Here is a 20,901-nt window from a genome sequence, read left to right as displayed (position 1 = left end):
AATAAAACTTAAATTTCATCCCAACCACCAATCCCAGAAGACATCACATAAGAAGTAACACCTGCCTCAAAAAAATTAGCTTTAGTGTGAGCCTCTTTTTTAGTATCAGCAAATCTTTCTAAGTGTTTATAAGGACTTTTACTAAATTTTTCATCCTTATATAAAGGCTCTAAACCAATCGCTTTTAAACGATTATTAGCCAAATACTTAGTATATTGCTCCGTACTATTTTCCGTAATTCCTAATATTTCATTATTCAAAATATGGTTAGTCCATTTAATTTCATGTTTAACCGCATGATTAAACATTTCATAAATTTGTTCAACGGAATAAGGAAAAATAGACATAGCTTCAGGGATTAATTTTTGAAATAAACGTACATGAGATAACTCATCACGGTTAATCATTTTAAAAATATCAGCCGAGCCGGGCATAAGTTGACGAGAGGCTAAATTATAATAAAAAATAAAGCCATTATAGAAGTAAATTCCCTCCAATAAATAATCAGCCATTAAAGCAATAAAATAATTTTCTTCAGTGGGATCATCAACGTATTGTTGATATAAACTAGCGATAAATTTACATCTTTCTCTTAATACATGATCCTCCCTCCAAAAATCATAAACTTGATTCCTTCTTTCACTAGGAATAATAGTTTCAATCATGTATTGATAACTCTGATCGTGTAAGGCTTCCTGTGATTGTTGTTCACTGAAAGTCATGTGTAATTCAGGCGCAGTAATTGGTAATTTTAAGTTAGGAATATTCATCACTTGAACTGAGTCAAGAAAGGTTAAATAACTTAAAATTCCCTCAAATGCCCGTCTTTCTGCCGGAGTTAAATTCCAATAATCGTTCACATCTTGGGAAATATCCAATTTCTCCGCTACCCAAAAGTTTTCGCGCATTTGTCGCCATAGCCCGATCGCCCAGTCATAGCGCACATTGTTTAAATTCATTAAATTGGTGGTATTTCCAAACCAAATTGAACGATGAGCTACATCATCTTGGCCTTGAGGATTAAAAATAGGATTAATCCTAATTTTGTGATAATTAGTCATAGTTTCTTGATCTTTTATTGAAGGAACAAAATTATAAATGAACAGTTTTTATTAAAACTGTTTTATTAAAAATAATCAACTTGATCTTAAGACTTTTTTATGCTAATCAAATTTGTAAGATTTTCCTTAATCTCAACTAACATTTTAATCTAATCTTTTTGATGATTAATTAATAGGATCAAAGTAAAATTTTCAACTTAAAATTAAAGTTCTCAATGACACAAAAATGAGATAATAAGAACAGTCTCAAAAACTATGATCTAAAAAATGACAAAATAGCTTATTCTTAAAAAAGTTAAAAATTTATTAAATTAAACTCAAGGAGAAAAAGATTGACTTCTTTCAATACCATTAAATCAGAAGAAATTTTCGCTAATGCCCAAAAATTAATGCCCGGAGGCGTTAGTTCCCCTGTACGCGCTTTTAAATCCGTTGGCGGCCAGCCCATCGTTTTCGATCGAGTTCAAGGGGCTTATGCGTGGGATGTGGATGGAAATAAATATATTGACTACGTTGGCACATGGGGGCCGGCGATCTGTGGTCATGCCCATCCTGACGTAATTTCGGCTTTACATCAAACTTTAGATAAGGGTACAAGTTTCGGCGCTCCCTGTATCCATGAAAATACTTTAGCAGAAATGGTGATTGATGCCGTGCCAAGTATTGAAATGGTGCGTTTTGTCAACTCTGGAACGGAGGCTTGTATGTCCGTTTTACGCTTGATCCGCGCCTTCACCGGACGGGAAAAAATTATTAAGTTTGAAGGCTGTTATCATGGTCACGCTGATATGTTCCTAGTAAAAGCGGGATCGGGAGTCGCAACTTTAGGTTTACCTGACTCTCCGGGAGTACCAAAAAGCACCGCCAGTAGCACTTTAACCGCTCCCTATAACGATTTAGAGGCAGTTAAGGCTTTATTTGAGGAAAATAAAGATCAGATTGCAGGGGTCATTTTAGAGCCTGTGGTGGGTAACTCCGGTTTTATCCCTCCAGACGCAGGATTTTTAGAAGGTTTAAGAGTTTTAACCGAGGAAAATGGCTCTTTATTAGTATTTGATGAAGTAATGACCGGTTTCCGGATTGCTTACGGTGGCGCTCAAGAAAAATTCGGTGTTACCCCCGATCTGACTACTTTAGGGAAGGTGATCGGCGGTGGGCTTCCCGTAGGTGCTTATGGTGGACGTAAGGATATTATGTCAATGGTAGCACCGGCCGGGCCTATGTATCAAGCCGGAACATTATCAGGTAATCCTTTGGCCATGATGGCCGGGATCAAGACCTTAGAATTATTACAACGCCCCGGCACTTATGAGCAATTAGAGAAAATTACTAAGAAATTATCTGAGGGTTTACTGAGTATTGCTAAAGAAACTGGTCATGCGGTGACTGGTGGTAATATTAGTGCCATGTTTGGGATGTTTTTCTCAGGGGATCCCGTCCATAATTATGAGGATGCGAAAAAAGCCGATCTCAATAAATTCAGTCGTTTTCATCGGGGAATGTTAGAAAGGGGTATTTACCTTGCGCCTTCTCAGTTTGAGGCTGGTTTTACTTCTTTAGCACATACCGAGGAAGATATTGATCAAACTTTAGGGGTGGCGAAAGAAGTTTTAGCTAATTTATAAAATAGACTTCTTGCACAATATAGGAAAAAGGGATAACAATTGATTAAAACTATTAAATAATTGATTGTATCTTCTTTTTTATTACTGTTGCAAAAAGGATAATATTTATTAGTTGATAGGGACAAATTTCTCAAAATACTATTAGTAAATATAACTAAAATTACCCCTAAAAATGAAAATACCCTGACCTTTTTGGCCAGGGTTAACTATTATAAAAAATAATGAACTTAACGAGAAATTAAACTTTGAAAAATAGGTAAATTTAAAGTATCTTTCACAATCAAAAACATACCTAAACCTAACAATAAAACTAAACCAGTTTGCATAATTCCTTCCTGTAATTTTAAAGGTAAAGGTTTACCCAATAGACCTTCAATCATAATGAAAACTAATTGTCCACCATCTAAAGCGGGTAAAGGTAAAATATTAATAATTGCTAAATTAATACTAATTAAAGCCGCAAATTCAAATAAACTTCCCGCATCATGTTGGGCAATTGTTGCTCCATATTGAACAATTTTAACAGGGCCAGAAACCTGTTGAGACATTTCTTGAAAATTGGTGATTAATTGCCAAAAACCTTGTACAGTTAAACTGGTTAATCTTTGAAATTCATCACTGGCAAAATTGACAGCCTCAGTAATAGTTAAGCGTTGACGGATTAATTCTCGATTGAAGTCAAGGGAAACTCCGATTTTTCCTTTTCCTTCACCATCTGCGGCGGGAATAACTTGTAAATTAAGAGTTTGATCTCCTCTTTTTACCGTTAAATTAATCTTTTGATCGGCTGAATTTTGAATAATTTGTTGAAATATATCTCTTACCTCGGGGGAAATACCTAATTCCTGTTGATTAACTTTTAAAATAACATCCCCAGCCTTAATTCCGGCTTGATCGGCGGGGAAATTTTCCACCACTTGAGGTATTAATACCCCCGCTTGAGTGGGTGGATAAATGCCAATTAAATTGGCTTGGCCTACCAACACAAAATAAGCAAAAATTAAATTAGCAATTACCCCCGCACTGATGACAATGGCTCGATCTAAAATAGGACGGTTGCGTAGTAAATTAGGATCATCGGCCGGTATTTCACAATCGGGATCATCGTCTGGAAAACCGACAAAACCCCCTAAAGGAAAGGCTCTTAAGGCATATTCGGTTTGTTCGCCTTGATATTTAAGTAAAACCGGGCCAAAACCAATGGAAAAACGGTTAACATGAATACCTTGTAGTCTTGCCGCCGCAAAATGCCCCAATTCATGTACCACGATTAAAATTCCTAAAACAGCGATCGCCGCTAAAATTGACATAATTGTTATTAATCCGTAACTAATCTTAAATTTTTAATTTATTGTTGATTGATCTCTATTGTAATATTTTTCTGTCTTTGTTTTCAGGTTTAGGGATGATCCCATCTCTAACAAGTAAAATTTTATTACCAAAACACCATCCTGTTTGACAAAAATAGGTACAATGAAAAATTAAGATTCAACAATTGACAATGGGCAGCAGGGTTTTAAACTAATTAATCAACTGTCAACTAATAATTAAAATAAATATTAATAACAATATTCGTCAAAGGGGAAAGATTTTGTGAGTTTATTCGATCAGGATCGTCAACAATGTTTAGATAAATTAATCTGGGCTACCAACAAACTACAGGTTAAGATAGAAGAAGCTCAAATGAATAAGATCGCTGAGTTAATTGTCCAGACTATGACTGGCCCTTGGCGATATTTCCATACTCCTGAGCATATTTTTGAAGTGGGGGGAGAAGACCACCCCATCGAGGTTTTAGCCGCTTTATTTCATGATGTGGTCTATGTTCAAGTTGACCAAAGTGTTAATTTTAATCTGAGTTATTATATCATTCCTTTTGTGAAGGAATACCGAGGACAATTATTAATTAGAGAACAATCTGAGTTACCTCAAGACCCTATTTTTGATCTAGTTTTAACCGTATTTGGTTTTAGTCAAGGTCAAGCCCTTTCGCCTTTTGCGGGTCAAAATGAATTTTTAAGTGCGGTGGTAGCGGCCAAAGTTTTTGAGTCTTTTCTGCCTTTAAATTTAATTTTACCTATTACAGCTTGTATTGAAGCTACAATTCCTTTTAGGGCAAAAAATAAAGATGGAGAAAGTGCCAGTCATCTGCTTTATAAAAGGGTGAAAATGGCCAACGAAAAATTTAACCTTGGCTTAAGTGATCAAGAAATTGTTACCACAATTCAACGTGCTGTTAAAATGGCTAATCGTGATGTGGGTAGTTTTGCCAACCCTAGTGCCGCTAAATTTTTAGATGGGACATGGAGTTTATTACCAGAAACAAATCATAATCTTCACAATCCGGCCTCCTATACTTTTTCGGAATATCGCATTGCCTTACAAAAAATGGAAGGTTTTATGAATTTTTTAAAACCAGAAGTTATTTTCCAACATTATCGCAATGTTCCAGATGATCAAGAATATCAGAGATTGTTAGAATTAGCCGATCGCAATTTAAAAATAGGACGTTTATATTTAGGTTGTAAACTGTTGAGTATTGGCTTTTTAGAAGCCTTATCTTTGCGTTTGGGGCGTGATATTCCTATTTCTAGTATGATGGGAGAATTACCAACCCAAGGTTTTACTTCCGATAAATTAGAAGATTTTATACCCCATCTTGATCAAGGTTATCAAACCGAAGACGAAATCGAAAAAGAAGTTTTAAATTTATTAGAGTTTGGCCGCACTAAAAATTCCAATTATGATTTAAAAAATTCTCCTTTAACTACTTATATGGTTAAAGTGATGGGTTTTGCCCAAATGCGTCAACAAAATGAGCGAGTTAAAGCTTTTTTTGACAAAAAAATTTCAGGAGAAGAATTTTTAGCAGGTTGTAACCATGAGACTTTGCGGGTGGTTACCCAAGGGTTAATCCAACTATTCGATCGCCGTAAAGCCTCTTTAAGTTTCACTAAGGCCTAAGCCTTATGAAAAAAAAACAAAGTCTGCCTGTGCAGACTCTGTTTAGATCGCCCTAACTTTTTGGGTTTAGGCTTGGTAAAATAGGCAAGATGCCCGTTTCACTGTTTTAAAGATTAATGATTATTGGTCACTCTGCACTCAAAATGACCAAAGATGTTATAATTTTACTATTGTTTACTTTTTCAGGCTTTTTAGTAAGAATCAGGGTTTAACCTTTGATCAGCTAAAAAGCTTATTTTTTAGATTTTATTCTTCAGATTCTTCTACTTGTTTAAGATGAATATGTTTACGGCCGAGGGTAATTTCAAATTCATCACCGGGTTTTAAATTCATTTTGCCAGTATAAGCAGAACCAATTAACAGATTACCATTAGACTGAACACTAATTTTATAACTAGCAGAACGTCCACCACGGCCTGTGCCATTAGCAGTGCTATCTAATTCAATACCTTCCGCATCAATTAAAGCATTGAGGAATTTCATCATATTAACTCGTTCAATTCCGTTTTTTGTGGTGGTATAGTAACCACATTGACGAGCTTTTTCTTCTTTACTAGCGTTGCCAAGTTGATTGACTTTATCTAATAAATCTTGACCCGTTAAAGGGGCGGGTTGAGCTTTTTTATTCATATTAGTTGTTTGTTATGTTGTAATTTACTTGTTAATGTTACAAAAATAGGAATTAATCAGGTCACAATTGACTTTAAAGATTTTAGTAATACTATAACAATTTATTAATATAGGACAATATCATTTATTAATGATTGTCTTACTAATAATTGTTGTAGGTTTAATGTTGATTAGTTTTAGGCTTCAACTATCAGCTAAATTTATTATCAGCTAAATTTATCAGCTAGATTTTGAGAAAATCTTGATTAAATTAAGCTCGATCGCTGACATAGATCATTGAAATAACTACTCAGAGGATCCACCTGTCAAGTATAACATCAATATTATTGATCTAATCTTCATTAAAGTCAAGTTATTTTATTGATTTTCCTATTCTTATAATAAACGATGATTGGACATTTTTAAAATATTTTTTTGAGATTATTTACAAAAGTTTTTTTTTTGACTTTTTGACGGTAAACTAAAATTAAATCAATCAAGGGACAAAAGCTAAAGTTGGGACATAAAAAAGGAGAAATGAAGTTAACAACTAGGGGACATTATAGTGTTAAAGCATTGCTTGATCTTAGTCTACAGTCTAAACACCGTCCTGTGTCTGTAAAATCTATTGCAGATCGACAAGATATTCCCGCACCTTATCTGGAAAAATTATTGATTAAAATGCGTCAAGCGGGTATTGTAAGATCAGTTAGAGGGGTACAAGGTGGCTATCAATTAGCCCTCGATCCTAGTCATATTTCATTAGGACAAATATTAGAAGCTGTGGGAGAAAATATAGATCCTTTACCTCATTATGAAGTTAATATGGCGCAGGCTGAAGATTGGGTAACAATTTGTTTATGGAGAAGAATTGATCACAAATTAAAAGAGGCACTTTATAGTATAACTTTAGCGGATCTTTATTATGATGCTCGAAGTTGGAAAGCGGCGCAAGGTGAAAAAACCAGTTTTATCATTTAACTTAAATTTTGTGGATCATTTTATACTCAACCGCTATAATTATCAACAAGCAATTGAAGGTCAATTTGCCCAATCTGCTTGTGATTAAAGGCTGATCGCTTTTATGGTAATTTTTTATTATAGCTGTGGCCTTTCAGGTAATTATGATATTTATAGAAAAAGCTTTGCTTGATGATCGCCATTGTGAACGGGATTTTATTATACTTGAAGATCGAGAAAATTTAATTACCCTTATGTTTAATAGTCTCAAGGCTAAAGATACTTTTAAGTCAAATTATCAGATCGATCGTTTTAATTACCCTGTCTTTGATCGGGGGGGAATAAATGTTAATCTTTTGATCTCAGATGAGGATCTTAAGAGCTATTTTTGTTTACAATTATTGAATAGACAAAATAGGGAATGTCTGATTGATCAGATTAAAAAATAAATGAAATTTTTAGATAGTTACCTCCCCCTTATTATTATATATCTTGCTTGTGCCTTAGATTATCTTCTAGCTGATCCCAAAAATTGGCTTCATCCTGTACAAGTGATGGGGATGATCATTAATTTTTGCACACAATTAATCTTAAAATATTGTTCTAACTCTAGGCAACGCCGTCTAGGGGGAATTTTATTAGGCATTAGTTTAATTTTTGGCGGTGGAATTTTAACGGGTTTGTTTTTACAATTGGTTGATCAAATTGCGCATTGGTTAGCTATAATCCTAGAGATAATTTTACTGGCTAGTTGTTTAGCAGGACGTAGTTTAAGACTGGCATCCCTTGATGTTTTAACCCCTTTACTAGAACAAAATATCATAAAAGCAAGGGAAAATCTCAGTCAATATGTGGGTAGAGATACCCAAAATTTAAACGAAAATGAAATGATGAGGGCGATCTTAGAAACAGTGGCGGAAAATGCTACCGATGGAGTAACAGCACCTTTATTTTATGCCCTAATTGGTTTATTTTTTGATCCAATTTTTGCCGTTTCTTTCGCCATTTCCTACAAAGCAGGAAGCACCTTAGATTCAATGATTGGTTATCAAACAGAACCATTTAAAGATTTAGGTTGGTTTAGCGCAAAATTGGAGGACATTTTAACCTATTTTCCTTGTCGTTTAACCGTATTAACTTTAGCATTAATTTCGCCAAATACCAAACAAATTTTACAAATTTGTCAAAGAGATGGTATTAAAGATCCTAGTCCTAATTCTGGTTGGAGTGAATCGGTTTATGCGGCCATTTTAAAGGTACAATTAGGAGGAATTAATACTTATCAAGGTGTCATCAAAGAAAAACCCTTATTAGGTGATAACATTGAACCTATTACACCTGAAAAAATTGATCAAGCCTTACAATTAACCCGTTATTGTTGTTTAATCTGGTTAGCGATCGCTTCAATTATTTTTATTTTTCATAAGTTATGAACCATCAAAATTTGATTATAATTAAATAACTAATCAGTAGAATATGCAAATTTCAACACCTGTTTTTTCCTTTTACTTTTTTTCAACAAGTTAAAATCATGATTAACGTCTAATATTAAAATCTAAGATTTTATTAGATCAAAGTGTAAAGCAATGATAGTCTATATAATAATCAAAAAATTTTATCTTTTAAGCAAACTATAGGAGACTATCTCACAATGTACAATCCAAACGCTGGATCCTACGGTACAGAGTTTAACAGTCGCATTTTTGTTTATGAAGTAATCGGTTTAGATTGTAATGATCTAACCCGCCGTAGTGGTAGTAAATTTTTCACCGTACCCTACGCCAGAATGAACCAAGAAATGCAACGTATTCTGCGTTTAGGTGGCAAAATTATTAGTATTAAACCTTTAAATGCTGAAACAGCCGCCGCCATGACACAGGCACAAACTCAAATCTCAACTGAGTCTAACCCTGTAGCTACTTCCAGCACTGCCGCCCCCTTTAAAGCTAAAAAAATCACTAAAGTTCCCGTTAATATTTATAAGCCAAATAAACCCTATATTGGTAAATGTATTGAAAATACGGAATTAGTTAGAGAAGGTGGTGTGGGTACAGTTAAACACCTAACCTTTGACATTTCTGGCGGTGACTTAGAATATTTAGAAGGTCAAAGTATTGGTATTATTCCTCCTGGTACAGATGCAAACGGAAAACCCCATAAACTTAGACTTTATTCCATTGCCTCCACCCGTCACGGTGATCACTTAGACGATCAAACCGTTTCTTTATGTGTACGTCAGTTAGAATATAAACACCCCGAAAGTGGTGAAACCGTTTATGGTGTATGTTCTACCCATTTATGTAACTTAAATGTGGGTGATGATGTGTCTATTACCGGCCCTGTGGGTAAAGAAATGTTATTACCTGAAGATGAAGATGCTACCGTGATCATGTTAGCAACTGGTACAGGTATTGCACCTTTCCGAGCCTTTTTATGGCGGATGTTTAAAGAAAAACATGAAGATTATCAATTTAAAGGTTTAGCTTGGTTAATTTTTGGTATTCCTTATAGTGCTAATATTCTTTATAAAGAAGAATTAGAAAAAATTGCCCAAGAATTTCCTGATAATTTCCGTTTAACTTATGCCATCAGCCGTGAACAGGAAAATGCTGACGGTAGTAAAATGTACGTTCAAAGTCGAGTGGTTGAATATGCTGACGAGATTTTTGAAATGTTACAAAAACCGAAAACTCACTTCTATATGTGCGGTTTAAAAGGCATGGAGCCTCCTATTTCTGAGACTTTCACCAAGGAAGCCGAAAAACGTGGTGTTAACTGGGATGATCTACGCAAAGATCTCAAGAAAAATCATAGATGGCACGTTGAAGTTTACTAATAACCTCAGTAAACCACTGGTTAAATTAGTCTAACTTTACCCTAAATCCCTCTCCCCTTAGCAGGGCGTTTTTTAAGTTAGGATTAAATTGATTTAACCTCACCCCAAACCCCTCTCCTTACTAAGGAGAGGGGCTTTTCTCTAATCTAGTTTAAAAAAGGAAAAAATTAAGCTATCCTAGATCAAGTATAGAATAATCATTCCCTCGCTGAATCAAAGGGCTTTGCTATGGATAAATCACAAGAACGCATTATTATTTTCGATACCACCCTACGAGACGGAGAACAGTCTCCGGGTGCTACTTTAAATGTAGATGAAAAGTTAACCATTGCCCGGGCTTTAGCAAGACTAGGAGTAGATGTGATCGAAGCTGGTTTTCCTTATGCAAGTCCGGGAGATTTTGAGGCGGTACAAAAAATTGCTCAAGCGGTAGGCACGGAACACGGGCCTACGATCTGCGGTTTGGCTAGAGCAACTCAAGCTGATATTAAGAGTGTAGGAGAGGCGATCAAGCCGGCCGCTAAGGGGCGGATCCATACTTTTATCGCTACTTCTGATATTCATTTAGAATATAAATTGAAAAAATCTCGCGCGGAAGTGTTAGCGATCGCGCCGGACATGGTGGCTTATGCTAAAACTTTTACCCCTGATGTGGAGTTTTCCCCCGAAGATGCGGGACGGTCGGATCCGGAGTTCCTCTATCAAATGTTAGAGGCGGTGATTGATGCGGGTGCAACAACGGTTAATATTCCTGATACGGTGGGTTATACTACCCCGGCCGAGTTTGGTGCTTTAATTAAAGGGATTAAGGAAAATGTACGCAATATCGATCGAGCGATCATTTCCGTACATGGTCACAATGACTTAGGTTTGGCGGTGGCTAACTTCCTTGAAGCGGTGAAAAATGGAGCAAGACAGTTAGAATGTACTATTAACGGCATTGGCGAACGTGCCGGAAATGCGGCCTTAGAGGAGTTAGTCATGGCTCTCCATGTGCGCCGTCAATATTTTAATCCCTTTTTAGGTCGTCCGGCCAATTCTGAAGCACCTTTAACTAATATTGATACTCAACAGATCTATAAAACTTCTCGCCTTGTTTCTAACTTAACGGGGATGTTTGTCCAGCCTAATAAGGCGATCGTAGGGGCGAATGCTTTTGCCCATGAGTCGGGCATCCATCAAGATGGGGTGTTAAAAAATAAGCTCACATACGAGATTATGGACGCTACTTCCATCGGTTTAACGGATAATCAGATTGTATTGGGTAAACATTCTGGCCGTCATGCTTTCCGTACCCGTTTAGAAGAATTAGGTTTTGAACTATCGGAAACTGACTTAAATAAAGCCTTTTTAAGTTTTAAAGATGTTGCTGATAAGAAGAAAACTATTACTGACTGGGATCTAGAGGCGATCGTCAATGATGAGATCCAACAACCTCCTGAGTTATTCCGTTTAGAATTAGTACAGGTGTCCTGTGGTGATCATGCTTGTCCCACTGCCACTGTAAAAGTTATTACTCCAGAGGGTCAAGAGTTAACGGATGCGGCCACGGGTACAGGCCCTGTGGACGCTATTTATAAGGCGATTAACCGTGTGGTGAATGTTCCCAATCAATTAATTGAATTTTCAGTACAATCTGTCACTGAGGGCATAGATGCGATCGGGGAGGTAACGATTCGTTTACGCCATGAGGATAAAATTTATTCAGGAAGGGCGGCCGATACGGATATTATTGTAGCCTCGGCGCGTGCCTATATTGGGGCTTTAAACCGTCTCTATGGGGCTTTGCATGAGCAAAAAGTTAATCAGGAGCGCCCGACTGCTACGGTTTAAGGATAGACTATCTGAGTACCAAAAGTCGGGGATTGGTTAAATCTCCGACTTTTGACATAATCATGATACAAATAAAGATAAAAAAGCAAATAATACATTACAATAACCATAAATATCAATTTATAGACACAGTAAAGGGCTAGTTATACTATTGAAATCTGATCAGGAACAATCTCAAGGGTTAAAAAAACAAACAAAAAGATGGTTTAATTTTGGTTTTGGCGGATCTTCTAAAGTTAATTTGAGCGATCGCCAAAATCAACAGCGTCAAACCAAAGGTCAATCCTTAGATCAAACTAATCACAATCAAAGTCGCCAAAGTCGCTCAACTCGACAGGAAATTTCTTCTTCTAGTTCAAAATTTAACCAAAATTTATCTATGCAAACTATTAAGCCTTCATCTTCTAGTATTAATCAAAATCAAAAGCAGAAAGCTCAAGCCATAGAACCAAAAAAAGGTCTATTGAATTTTTCCTCTCGACGTGAGACTAAGCAGTCTAATTCTAAAACTAAACGTAAAACAATCACTTCAGACCATTTTAATCCTTCCAATCCTCTTAATTCTGAGATTATTTCCAGACGGTCATCTCGCCGTCAAAAATCCAAAAGAATGGGGAGTTTATCTTCCAAGTCTACGCCTCATAATTCGGCTCAAAATGCCATTGTTAGGCGTTTAAAACCAAAACCTTCGATCCAACTTGCGCCTCAACTTTCCTCCCAAGGCAAAAATCAACCCAAACTGCGCAAAAAACAGCCTTCTTTGTTTCTTTCTTTAATCCGTCTCCTAATTTTAGGCATTGGGATCGGTGCGATCGTGGGGACAATTTTATCAATTTTTGATTCTAATCAGAATCTGTTAACTCAGAAGATGTCCTCAAGAAAAGAGATCAATCAAGAGCTTAATGGCGCGAATTTACAACTACCCCCCCAAACTCAAGAAATTACCCTTTTAAAACAAGAATTACAAGGGGTAACGAGTCAATATCCGGATCTCAATGCCGGAATTTTTATGCTTGATCTTGATACCCAAGGTTATATTGATGTTCAAGCTCAAAATATTTTTTCGGCTGCTAGTACGATTAAAATTTTTATTTTAATGGCCTTTTTTGAAGATGTGGATGGGGGAAAAATCCGTCTTGATGAACAATTAGTCATGGATCAAGATGTGATCGGTGGTGGCTCTGGTGATATGCAATATCAACAGGTGGGAACAATGTTTTCGGCTTTGGAAACTGCTACTAAAATGATTGTAATTAGTGATAATACTGCCACTAATATGTTAATTAAGCGTTTAGGTGGAAAAGAACTTTTAAATCAAAGATTTCAACAGTGGGGTTTGGCGAATACGAAAATTAATAATCTTTTACCTGATTTAGAAGGCACAAATACCACTACACCAAAGGATCTGGCGGTGATTTTAGGTTTTGTTAATCAAGGTGATATTTTATCCTTACGTTCAAGGGATCGGGTTTTAGAAATTATGCGTCAAACTAAAACCAGAACTTTATTACCCCAAGGTTTGGGGGAGGGTGCTAGTATTGCCCATAAAACGGGTGATATTGGTACGGTTTTAGGGGATGCAGGAGTTATTGATATGCCTAACGGAAAGCGTTATCTTGCTTCTGTATTGGTAACACGCCCCCACAATGATATTAGAGGCAGAACTTTAATTCAAGAAATTTCACGCACTATTTATAATTATTTAGAAACACATCCCGATCAACCCCTTCCAGCCTCAACTCCCACTCCTACCACTGATAATTAAATTAAAGTTGTTGTAAAAAAACCAGTAGATCCGCCATTTCTTGAGAAGTAGGCTGGAATTTTGGCATAGGTGGGGTTTTACCACTGGTAACTTGATAGATTAAACCTAGTTTCGATTTTCGTTTAGAAACGCCATGAAGATTGGGGCCGACTAAGCCGTCACCATTAACTCCATGACATCCGGCACAATTAATTTGAAAAATGGCTTCGCCTTGGTGAATTTTGCCTTGTAAAGAGATTACTTCTTGAATATAAGGATCCGAAATTCGATGTAAATGTATTCCCAATAGGGTTAAACCAATTACCATCAAAATAAGGACTAATCCTAAAATTAGTTGTTGTAAGGAAATCTTAGTTTGAATCAGTTGATTTTCCACGGTTGACGATTTTCATGGGTAAAACTTTAATTTTTAACTTTTTTAATTTTAATCAATTTTGGCCTGATTGTATATTTTTATTACGATTTTTAAAGATTTGTCAAAATTATGACCAATGATCGCAGACAATGAAAGATTGACCATTGTTGCTTTAGTGAGAAAAATTGAACTCCCAAACTTTGAAACCATTAAAAGAATTAATCGAAGCTATTTTATATTTAAAAGGTCAACCTCTTTCCGTTGAGGAACTGGTGGAATATGCGGGATGCGATCGCGCCGATGTTGAGGAGGCTTTAATGGAATTAATGAGTGATTATGCTCATCGCTCCAGTGCCTTAGAAGTGGTGGAAACTCCTACGGGTTACAGTCTTCAACTGAGGGAAAGTTATCAAAATTTGATGCACCGACTGATCCCGGCGGAGTTGGGGATCGGCTCTTTACGAACTTTAGCGGCGATCGCGCTTAAAAATCCCATTTTACAAACGGATCTAATTAATTTAAGGGGTAGTAGTGCCTATCAACAGGTGCAGGAATTAATTGAACTCGGTTTTGTGCGCCGTAGACGACAGGAGGAAGGGCGCTCCTATTGGTTAGAAGTAACTGATCGCTTTCATCAATATTTTGAATTAGATGATGTGTTGAAATTAAGTAATAAGTAGGTTTTGTAATTAGTGATCAACTCAAAAGTTTTGATGGACTTACTTAATTTTACTTAAAGATTAATAACATCGTAGCAAACAATTTATTAATTTTAATAATTAATCACTAAATGACGATCATTTGTCCATTTTATTTTACCTTGGCGTTGTAAATCTCCTAACATTTTAGTAGTAGTAACTCTAGTGGAATTAATCCCATTGGCTATTTGTTGATGAGTTAATCTTATCTCAATTTCTCTACCTTGATCCCTAGATTTTCCTAATTTTTGTGCTAATAAATCTAAAAATTTTTCTAGGCGATCTTCTACTTTTTTCATGGCAACAATTGTTAATAAAGTTTCTGTTTGTCTTAAATTTTCCATAACTTGAGTTAACATAAATTGTCCTAATTTATGATTAGTTTCAATTTCTTTTAATGAATACCAAATTAAATAAACATCCGATAAAGCGATCGCCCGATAAGGATAAATTCGATTTAACCAATTGCCAAAAAAATTATCAGGTTTTGCCCATCCTAATAATACTTCATCACCATTAGAATGTAAAGTTCCTAACTCAACAAAACCCCGATAAACTTGCCACATTCCCTGATCTAATAAGGGTATTTCTTCCCCCTTTTGATAAACTCTAATATGTTTACCATCTCGATAGTTTTTTTCTAATAAATAAGTAGAATTAGAAAAGGAAGAATAAGCTAAAACCATGATCAAAACTCCGATTAATTATGTGATTATTGTTTACCTTATCTTCCTTTCGTAAATAATCAGTAATGAAAAGATTAAAAATTTATTAATATTAAGATTAAGTTTTGTTTATGATTTGATAATGAAAAAGTTATTGTCAATTGTTCAAAGGTTAGTTTAATTTTGATGATCGTCTTTCATTAAATCATTAATGTTTTTTCGTTTATTATCTTCTATATTAACATATTGAATAATATCTCTAATTTTTTGTCTTTCTGTTAATAAAAGGCCGCTCGGAATTTCAAAGAAATATTTTTGCAAAATTACCCATTCTTGCCATTTTTGATAGCGAATTTCTTTAAAAATATTAACTAAATTTGGCATTTTATCTATTAAATCAAAGTCAAAAATTCCTGATAAAAATTCTGATAAAACATAACAATCTTGAATATCTCCTAAAATAGTTTGTAAGGCTTTAATATTTCCTACATAATCTTGATATTCTTCCCCATAAAAGTTAGTAAAAAGTTCCATATTATAACGGGATCTTTTCGCTTCTTTTCTGAGATCATGTAAAATTGTTCCCTCATGACTTAGGATTTTTTCTACTGTTTTAATCTCGATTTTTTCCTGAAATTTGATCTGGCCTTCTTCTATTTTTAGCCCTAATAACCAGCCCGGATGTAACAAAAATTTACTTAGTTGGGGAAATAATAAATCGGGTAAAATTGGATAAATAGAAAGATAAGCAATGGCCTGAAAATTAGGATTTTCTAACCAATTAGAATAGACTTTTTTAAATTTTTGATAACTATTACTTTTCAATAAATGTTTAACTTTTTTAAAGGCAAACTTTCGCTGATGTTTAAGGAAAAATAAGGCCTGTTTTAAATATTTTGATTCTGATTTTGGCAGTTTAGGTAAATAGATAGTTTCTAAGGTTTCTTTTAATACGTCTAGATCTCTTAATTTTCCTAAAATTTTTCCGATTTTACCTATTTGATCTTCTGCGGCACTTTTTGGTAAAATCAAAGCAGGAGAAAAGCCTGTAATAACACTTCTTAAGCGTCTCATAGATACGCGCATTTGATGGAGATTTTCTGGATCTTTATCTTTTAAAACTTCTATTTCATATTGTATAATTTTACTGAAATGTTTATCAATGGCAAGGTAAGCATATTCTCCAAAATAATGCGCATTTTCTTGATTTTTAGGTTTAAATTTATTACTCATATTATCCTCTTAATTGAGATTATTTGTTTGTTTTATATTCTAATATTTTAGAAGATTAGTTAAATTTTGAGAACTAAGAAAAGATTAAATATTGTTTATCAAAAGTTTTTGTTATTGGTTATTTGTAACACAACTTTGGAAAGTAATATCTCTATTCTCACTATTCCCTGATTTCTTTTAACTTTATTAAATTATAAATCCTAATGCTAATAAAATACCACTGATAAAATGAAATTTAACCGCAATAAATTTACAATTACTTACTTTTTCTGGTTGATTATGATATTTTCCTACATGATTAATTAATTGATAGGCAAAGGGAAAACTCAAACCAATTAAAGCGGTGGAAATGGGAAATATTTTAAGTAGAATTAAGGCAATTGGTATTATGAAAATAATTAAGGTTAAAACTGTTAATAATTGATAACCTTTTTTAGTGCCTAATCTGACAATAGGGGATTTTTTTCCTGCTTTTAAATCATCTTCGACTTGATGAAAATGGGAACATAATAAGATTAAAGCGGTGTTAATTCCGATTAATAAAGATGAGCTTAAAGCTGTTAGGGAAAAACTACCACCTTGGGCATAAATTGAGGCAATTACTACGGGAGGAAAGGTTAAAAAACAGATAATTTCACCTAAGCCATAATAACCTAATCGAAAGGGGGGAGCTTGATAGGTATAAGCTAAAAAACAAGCGGGTATAATTAAATAAATAATGATTAAACTTTTAATTAACCAACTAATTAAAATCAGGCCAGATATTCCTAATATTAAAAATAAATTACTTAACCAAAACATTAAATTTTTGTTACCAGTTAAATTAACGATCGAATGATGTTTATTAATATCAATACCCGTTTCAGCGTCAAAAACATCGTTACTAATATTCATCCAAGCGATCACAAAAATTGCCGAGATTAAAAAAATACTAAAAATGCTAAAATCAAATTGATTAGTTTGACGATAGGCGATCGCCGTTCCCAAAATCACCGGAATAACTGCTACAGTGTACATTGGGGGCTTGATCGCCGCCATCCATAATTGACGTTTTGAGGGAGTTTGAAGATTGTTAATCATAAATTTGTCAGAAATAATTAAAGTTAGTTAAAATTAACTGTCTTTTTCGATCAATTATCTTTAAAATAAAAACAAAAGTAGGTACAATTAACTAGAAATTATTGATTCCATGTCCACTCAATCCTTTGATCAAAATACTGTTTCCCTTTCAGATCGGGAAATTCAAATTATTGAGCTAGTCGCCACTGGCTTAACTAATCTGGAAATTTCACAAAAATTAGAAATTAGTAAACGAACTGTAGATAATCATATTAGCAACATCCTGACCAAAACACGCACAGATAATCGTGTTTCTTTGGTGCGCTGGGCGTTGCAATGGGGTAAAGTGTGTATAGATGAGGTAAATTGTTGCATTTTGCCCCAAAATGATCAACTATCCTAAAAATTTAACCTGTCTTTGGCTTATTTTCCTGACATTTTGTTTAAGTAGTTGTAGTGATGAAGGTTTTTTGACTCCCCCAACTACTTCTCTTGGTGCGACTTTAAATAGTCAGGGCAGTGACTCCCATCCCCGTTTTTCGGCCGAGGGTAATTTTTTAATTTTTGACTCCGATCGCGATCGGCAACAGGGCATTTTTTTATATGATGTGACTCAAGGGGTATTAATTCCGTTATCGGGTGTTAATCAACCGAATAGTTTTCAATCTCAACCGGATCTTAGCGCCGATGGCCGTTATATTGTCTATGTTTCAGAAGAAGAAGGAAAAACCGATATATTTTTTTATGATCGTATTAGTTTAGAAAAGAAAAATCTAACTAAAAATCAAGTTGGGGAAGTCAGAAATCCTACCATTAGCGGGAATGGCCGCTTTATTGCTTACGAATTAAATCGTAATGGTCAATGGGATATTATAATTTATGATCGAGGGGTAAATTCAATGATCAATGACCAATAACTAATTACTAATTACTAAGAAGAAAAGACTTATTAGGATGAACTAAAAAGCGTTTTTTTAAAGCCTGTCTTCCTAATAACATCCGAAAACCCATTAAATCACGATTAGTTAAAGTTAGATCAATTAACCATTTTTCCTGCCCTAATTCTACTAAAGTTTGAATCACTGGGCGCAGTTGAATCTGCCCCGTAGAGCTACGAATAAATCTTTTTCCAATTAAATCGGCTTCAGCTATAATTATATGTTTAGTTTCCCTTTGATAAGGGTTAACTTTAAAACTAACTTTTGATTTTCCGTGGTTTTCAAAAATATGAATATCAAAGGCATGAAGACAAGAAGTTTTTGCACCTGTATCAATTTTTGCTTTAATTTGATCAATATTTAATTCAGGCAAAATTAACCATTCTCTCCATCCGATCACATTTTCTCTTTTTTTTAACATGATTGATTTATCAAAAATTAATATTTCAATTTGATCTATTTTACTCAAATTTTGTTAAACTTTTTAATAATTCAAAAAGTAATGTTGAAAATAAGGAAAAATAGTTAATCTTTGAATAATTTTTTTTGGATCAACTATAATGAAGAATTATTAATTAAATAAGGTAAAAATTATGACTGAAACCATCAATTCTACCAAAAAATATCAACTAGCATTGGGAGCAACTTTAGGCGGTTTAATTGTCATCATGACAGGGGCTTATCTTTATACAAAATTAATTTTAGGAAAAGCCCTAACTCCCATTGATGCGGCCAAAGTCGTTCCAGAGTCTGCTTTAATGGCTACATATATTGTAACAGAGCCAAAAGCTTGGTCAAAAATGTCAAAATTTGGCACAACAGAAGCCCAACAAATTGTTACTAAAACATGGCAACAATTAAATCCTAATTTAAACATAATTCCTGATTTTAATTATGATCAAGATGTTAAACCTTGGTTGGGAAACATGATGTTTGCCGTTTTACCAAAAAGTCAAGGGCAAACGGAAAATAATGTTTTAATTGTGGTAGGTATTACTAATAAAGCTAAAGCCTTACAATTCGGCCTAAAAGTTAAAAAAGAATTAAAAAATTTAGAAGAAAAAGAATATAAAAAATATCCTATCACTAAAGGAAAAACCGCCGCTAATAATCAACTTAATTTAGCTTTTGTTAATGATTATTTAATTATTGGAAGTGAAGAAAAAATTATCAATTCTGCCATTGATTCTTTTAATAATCAATCATCTTTCGCTAATTCTCTGGAAAAAATGCCCCTTTTTCAACGTGATCTTGGCTTAAAAAATCCCCTTGCTCAAATTTATTTACCTAATTATTCTGTGTTAATTGAACAGGGTTTAGAGCAAATAGAAACTATTAATAATGATCAACAATTAGAGGAAATTCCCCAAGAAATATTCAAAGATTTAAAACAAATTGATTCGGCAATTATTGGGATGGGAATAGAAGATGATGGCTTACATTTTCAAGCTATTACCCAACTTAATCCTGATTATAAATTTGATTATTTAAAACCTTCAAATAATCAAATTTTAGATCAGTTTCCCCAAGAAACATTTTTATTATTTACGGGGCAAGGTATCAATCAAATTTGGACTGATTTAATTAAAGAATTGGAGGATCTACCGGAATTTAAAAGTAGTCTTGATCAAGCTAGAAAAGAAATTAAAAAAGAACTTAATTTAGACTTAGATCGAGACTTATTAAGTTGGTTAAATGGGGAAATTGCGTTAGGTTTAATTAATAGTAATCAAGGGGCTTTTGGTATGTTTGGAGTTGGTGGTGCTTTTGCTGTTCAAACCAGCGATCGCCCCACTGCTGAAAATACAATTAACACTTTAACAAATTATTTTAAAACACAATTAAAACCGTTTATTTTTCCCACAGAAAAGACAATTAATGAGCTAAAAATAACAGAATGGAAAACACCAACTCAAGAATATATGTTAGGTTATGGTTGGAACAAAAAAGATACATTTTTAATGACATTTGGTACACCTTTTCAGGATTTTTTAAACTTAACGAAAGCTAAAACTTTAAGAAGCAGTAAAAACTTTCAAAGTATCACAAAATCATTACCAACTAATAATTTAGGTTATTTATATTTTGATATGAAACAAGCTCAAAATATTATACAAAAAGGGGAACAATTTTCCGGTCAAAAGTTACCAAATGAAGCCCAAGCTTTCATTTATTCTATTAAAGGAATAGCCTTAACTTCTAGTTTACCAGAGGATTTAATTTTACAATCGGATTTAATTTTATCCTTAGAAAAAATTAAAAAATAATTCATAATTAATAGTTGATATATTTATTTTTCT

20 protein-coding genes are annotated in these 20,901 nt (G+C 34.2%); 12 read left to right on the top strand and 8 right to left on the bottom strand.

All coding sequences use genetic code 11. The features are described 5' to 3' along the window. Positions 1-8: 8 nt before the first annotated feature. On the bottom strand, positions 9-1,061 hold the full coding sequence (locus Anndu_RS02290; protein WP_464102814.1) for a ribonucleotide-diphosphate reductase subunit beta: 1,053 nt from the start codon (positions 1,059-1,061) through the stop codon (positions 9-11). A gap of 389 nt (positions 1,062-1,450) precedes the next feature. On the opposite strand from Anndu_RS02290, the gene hemL reads away from it, so the two are divergent. Then, positions 1,451-2,686, top strand: coding sequence for a glutamate-1-semialdehyde 2,1-aminomutase (gene hemL, locus Anndu_RS02285; RefSeq protein WP_464104022.1), 1,236 nt, complete (start codon positions 1,451-1,453; stop codon positions 2,684-2,686). A 227-nt stretch (positions 2,687-2,913) separates the two neighbouring features. On the opposite strand, the gene rseP is transcribed toward hemL, so the two are convergent. Then, positions 2,914-3,996 (bottom strand): RIP metalloprotease RseP, encoded by a 1,083-nt coding sequence (gene rseP / locus Anndu_RS02280; protein ID WP_464102813.1) that lies wholly within the window; start codon positions 3,994-3,996, stop codon positions 2,914-2,916. 283 nt (positions 3,997-4,279) lie between these two features. Between rseP and Anndu_RS02275 the strand changes: the two genes are divergently transcribed. Next, the gene (locus tag Anndu_RS02275; protein WP_464102812.1) at positions 4,280-5,650 is read left to right on the top strand and encodes a hypothetical protein; all 1,371 of its coding nucleotides are present in this window, start codon (positions 4,280-4,282) and stop codon (positions 5,648-5,650) included. A 246-nt stretch (positions 5,651-5,896) separates the two neighbouring features. On the opposite strand, the gene Anndu_RS02270 is transcribed toward Anndu_RS02275, so the two are convergent. After that, positions 5,897-6,280 (bottom strand): AbrB family transcriptional regulator, encoded by a 384-nt coding sequence (locus Anndu_RS02270; RefSeq protein ID WP_464102811.1) that lies wholly within the window; start codon positions 6,278-6,280, stop codon positions 5,897-5,899. Positions 6,281-6,796: 516 nt separating this feature from the next. Here Anndu_RS02270 and Anndu_RS02265 point away from each other — a divergent pair. From Anndu_RS02265 to Anndu_RS02240, 6 genes are all read left to right on the top strand, one after another. Then, positions 6,797-7,240 (top strand): Rrf2 family transcriptional regulator, encoded by a 444-nt coding sequence (locus Anndu_RS02265; protein WP_464102810.1) that lies wholly within the window; start codon positions 6,797-6,799, stop codon positions 7,238-7,240. 143 nt (positions 7,241-7,383) lie between these two features. After that, entirely contained in the window at positions 7,384-7,668 is a 285-nt protein-coding gene (locus tag Anndu_RS02260; RefSeq protein WP_464102809.1) for a hypothetical protein, read from the top strand. Beyond that, positions 7,669-8,652, top strand: a complete 984-nt coding sequence (cbiB, locus tag Anndu_RS02255) for an adenosylcobinamide-phosphate synthase CbiB (protein WP_464102808.1) — start codon at positions 7,669-7,671, stop codon at positions 8,650-8,652. Between the two features lie 218 nt (positions 8,653-8,870). After that, positions 8,871-10,055 carry a ferredoxin--NADP reductase gene (gene petH, locus Anndu_RS02250; RefSeq protein WP_464102807.1) on the top strand — a complete coding sequence of 395 codons (1,185 nt, stop codon included), beginning with the start codon at positions 8,871-8,873 and terminating at the stop codon, positions 10,053-10,055. Between the two features lie 228 nt (positions 10,056-10,283). Further along, positions 10,284-11,888: a 2-isopropylmalate synthase gene (locus Anndu_RS02245; protein ID WP_464102806.1), complete on the top strand. Its 1,605-nt coding sequence runs from the start codon at positions 10,284-10,286 to the stop codon at positions 11,886-11,888. 151 nt (positions 11,889-12,039) lie between these two features. Next, on the top strand, positions 12,040-13,653 hold the full coding sequence (locus Anndu_RS02240; RefSeq protein WP_464102805.1) for a serine hydrolase: 1,614 nt from the start codon (positions 12,040-12,042) through the stop codon (positions 13,651-13,653). Between the two features lies 1 nt (position 13,654). On the opposite strand, the gene Anndu_RS02235 is transcribed toward Anndu_RS02240, so the two are convergent. Further along, complete coding sequence (locus tag Anndu_RS02235; protein WP_464102804.1) at positions 13,655-14,029, bottom strand: c-type cytochrome; 375 nt, start codon at positions 14,027-14,029, stop codon at positions 13,655-13,657. 164 nt (positions 14,030-14,193) lie between these two features. On the opposite strand from Anndu_RS02235, the gene scpB reads away from it, so the two are divergent. Beyond that, positions 14,194-14,688, top strand: coding sequence for an SMC-Scp complex subunit ScpB (gene scpB / locus Anndu_RS02230; RefSeq protein WP_464102803.1), 495 nt, complete (start codon positions 14,194-14,196; stop codon positions 14,686-14,688). A gap of 92 nt (positions 14,689-14,780) precedes the next feature. Here the strand turns inward: scpB and Anndu_RS02225 are convergent, their stop codons facing one another. The 3 genes from Anndu_RS02225 to menA all read right to left on the bottom strand — a co-directional run bounded on the left by Anndu_RS02225 (position 14,781) and on the right by menA (position 17,684). Continuing rightward, positions 14,781-15,392 carry a Crp/Fnr family transcriptional regulator gene (locus tag Anndu_RS02225; protein WP_464102802.1) on the bottom strand — a complete coding sequence of 204 codons (612 nt, stop codon included), beginning with the start codon at positions 15,390-15,392 and terminating at the stop codon, positions 14,781-14,783. Between the two features lie 156 nt (positions 15,393-15,548). Beyond that, entirely contained in the window at positions 15,549-16,604 is a 1,056-nt protein-coding gene (locus Anndu_RS02220; protein ID WP_464102801.1) for a CHAD domain-containing protein, read from the bottom strand. Positions 16,605-16,790: 186 nt separating this feature from the next. Further along, positions 16,791-17,684: a 2-carboxy-1,4-naphthoquinone phytyltransferase gene (gene menA, locus Anndu_RS02215; protein WP_464102800.1), complete on the bottom strand. Its 894-nt coding sequence runs from the start codon at positions 17,682-17,684 to the stop codon at positions 16,791-16,793. A gap of 109 nt (positions 17,685-17,793) precedes the next feature. Here menA and pedR point away from each other — a divergent pair, with 109 nt between their 5' ends. Then, the gene (gene pedR / locus Anndu_RS02210) at positions 17,794-18,066 is read left to right on the top strand and encodes a photosynthetic electron transport-dependent transcriptional regulator PedR (protein ID WP_464102799.1); all 273 of its coding nucleotides are present in this window, start codon (positions 17,794-17,796) and stop codon (positions 18,064-18,066) included. After that, positions 18,050-18,580, top strand: a complete 531-nt coding sequence (locus Anndu_RS02205; protein WP_464102798.1) for a TolB family protein — start codon at positions 18,050-18,052, stop codon at positions 18,578-18,580. Before pedR ends, Anndu_RS02205 begins: the two co-directional genes overlap by 17 nt. Before the next feature lie 7 nt (positions 18,581-18,587). Here the strand turns inward: Anndu_RS02205 and Anndu_RS02200 are convergent, their stop codons facing one another. Then, positions 18,588-19,022, bottom strand: coding sequence for an ATP-dependent zinc protease family protein (locus tag Anndu_RS02200; protein ID WP_464102797.1), 435 nt, complete (start codon positions 19,020-19,022; stop codon positions 18,588-18,590). Between the two features lie 172 nt (positions 19,023-19,194). Here Anndu_RS02200 and Anndu_RS02195 point away from each other — a divergent pair, with 172 nt between their 5' ends. Next, positions 19,195-20,868 (top strand): DUF3352 domain-containing protein, encoded by a 1,674-nt coding sequence (locus tag Anndu_RS02195; protein ID WP_464102796.1) that lies wholly within the window; start codon positions 19,195-19,197, stop codon positions 20,866-20,868. Positions 20,869-20,901 lie beyond the last annotated feature (33 nt).

Source organism: Annamia dubia NIES-4383 (assembly GCF_055394725.1).
This window is presented reverse-complemented; position numbering and strand designations above follow the sequence as displayed.

Excerpts from the sequence above, each read along its gene's own strand:
- Anndu_RS02290 (WP_464102814.1), bottom strand. The coding sequence starts at position 1,061 with ATGACTAATTATCACAAAATTAGGATTAATCCTATTTTTAATCCTCAA.
- hemL (WP_464104022.1), top strand. The coding sequence starts at position 1,451 with ATGCCCGGAGGCGTTAGTTCCCCTGTACGCGCTTTTAAATCCGTTGGC.
- rseP (WP_464102813.1), bottom strand. The coding sequence starts at position 3,996 with ATGTCAATTTTAGCGGCGATCGCTGTTTTAGGAATTTTAATCGTGGTA.
- Anndu_RS02270 (WP_464102811.1), bottom strand. The coding sequence starts at position 6,280 with ATGAATAAAAAAGCTCAACCCGCCCCTTTAACGGGTCAAGATTTATTA.
- Anndu_RS02265 (WP_464102810.1), top strand. The coding sequence starts at position 6,797 with ATGAAGTTAACAACTAGGGGACATTATAGTGTTAAAGCATTGCTTGAT.
- Anndu_RS02260 (WP_464102809.1), top strand. The coding sequence starts at position 7,384 with ATGATATTTATAGAAAAAGCTTTGCTTGATGATCGCCATTGTGAACGG.
- cbiB (WP_464102808.1), top strand. The coding sequence starts at position 7,669 with ATGAAATTTTTAGATAGTTACCTCCCCCTTATTATTATATATCTTGCT.
- petH (WP_464102807.1), top strand. The coding sequence starts at position 8,871 with ATGTACAATCCAAACGCTGGATCCTACGGTACAGAGTTTAACAGTCGC.
- Anndu_RS02245 (WP_464102806.1), top strand. The coding sequence starts at position 10,284 with ATGGATAAATCACAAGAACGCATTATTATTTTCGATACCACCCTACGA.
- Anndu_RS02225 (WP_464102802.1), bottom strand. The coding sequence starts at position 15,392 with ATGGTTTTAGCTTATTCTTCCTTTTCTAATTCTACTTATTTATTAGAA.
- Anndu_RS02220 (WP_464102801.1), bottom strand. The coding sequence starts at position 16,604 with ATGAGTAATAAATTTAAACCTAAAAATCAAGAAAATGCGCATTATTTT.
- menA (WP_464102800.1), bottom strand. The coding sequence starts at position 17,684 with ATGATTAACAATCTTCAAACTCCCTCAAAACGTCAATTATGGATGGCG.
- pedR (WP_464102799.1), top strand. The coding sequence starts at position 17,794 with ATGTCCACTCAATCCTTTGATCAAAATACTGTTTCCCTTTCAGATCGG.
- Anndu_RS02205 (WP_464102798.1), top strand. The coding sequence starts at position 18,050 with ATGATCAACTATCCTAAAAATTTAACCTGTCTTTGGCTTATTTTCCTG.
- Anndu_RS02200 (WP_464102797.1), bottom strand. The coding sequence starts at position 19,022 with ATGTTAAAAAAAAGAGAAAATGTGATCGGATGGAGAGAATGGTTAATT.
- Anndu_RS02195 (WP_464102796.1), top strand. The coding sequence starts at position 19,195 with ATGACTGAAACCATCAATTCTACCAAAAAATATCAACTAGCATTGGGA.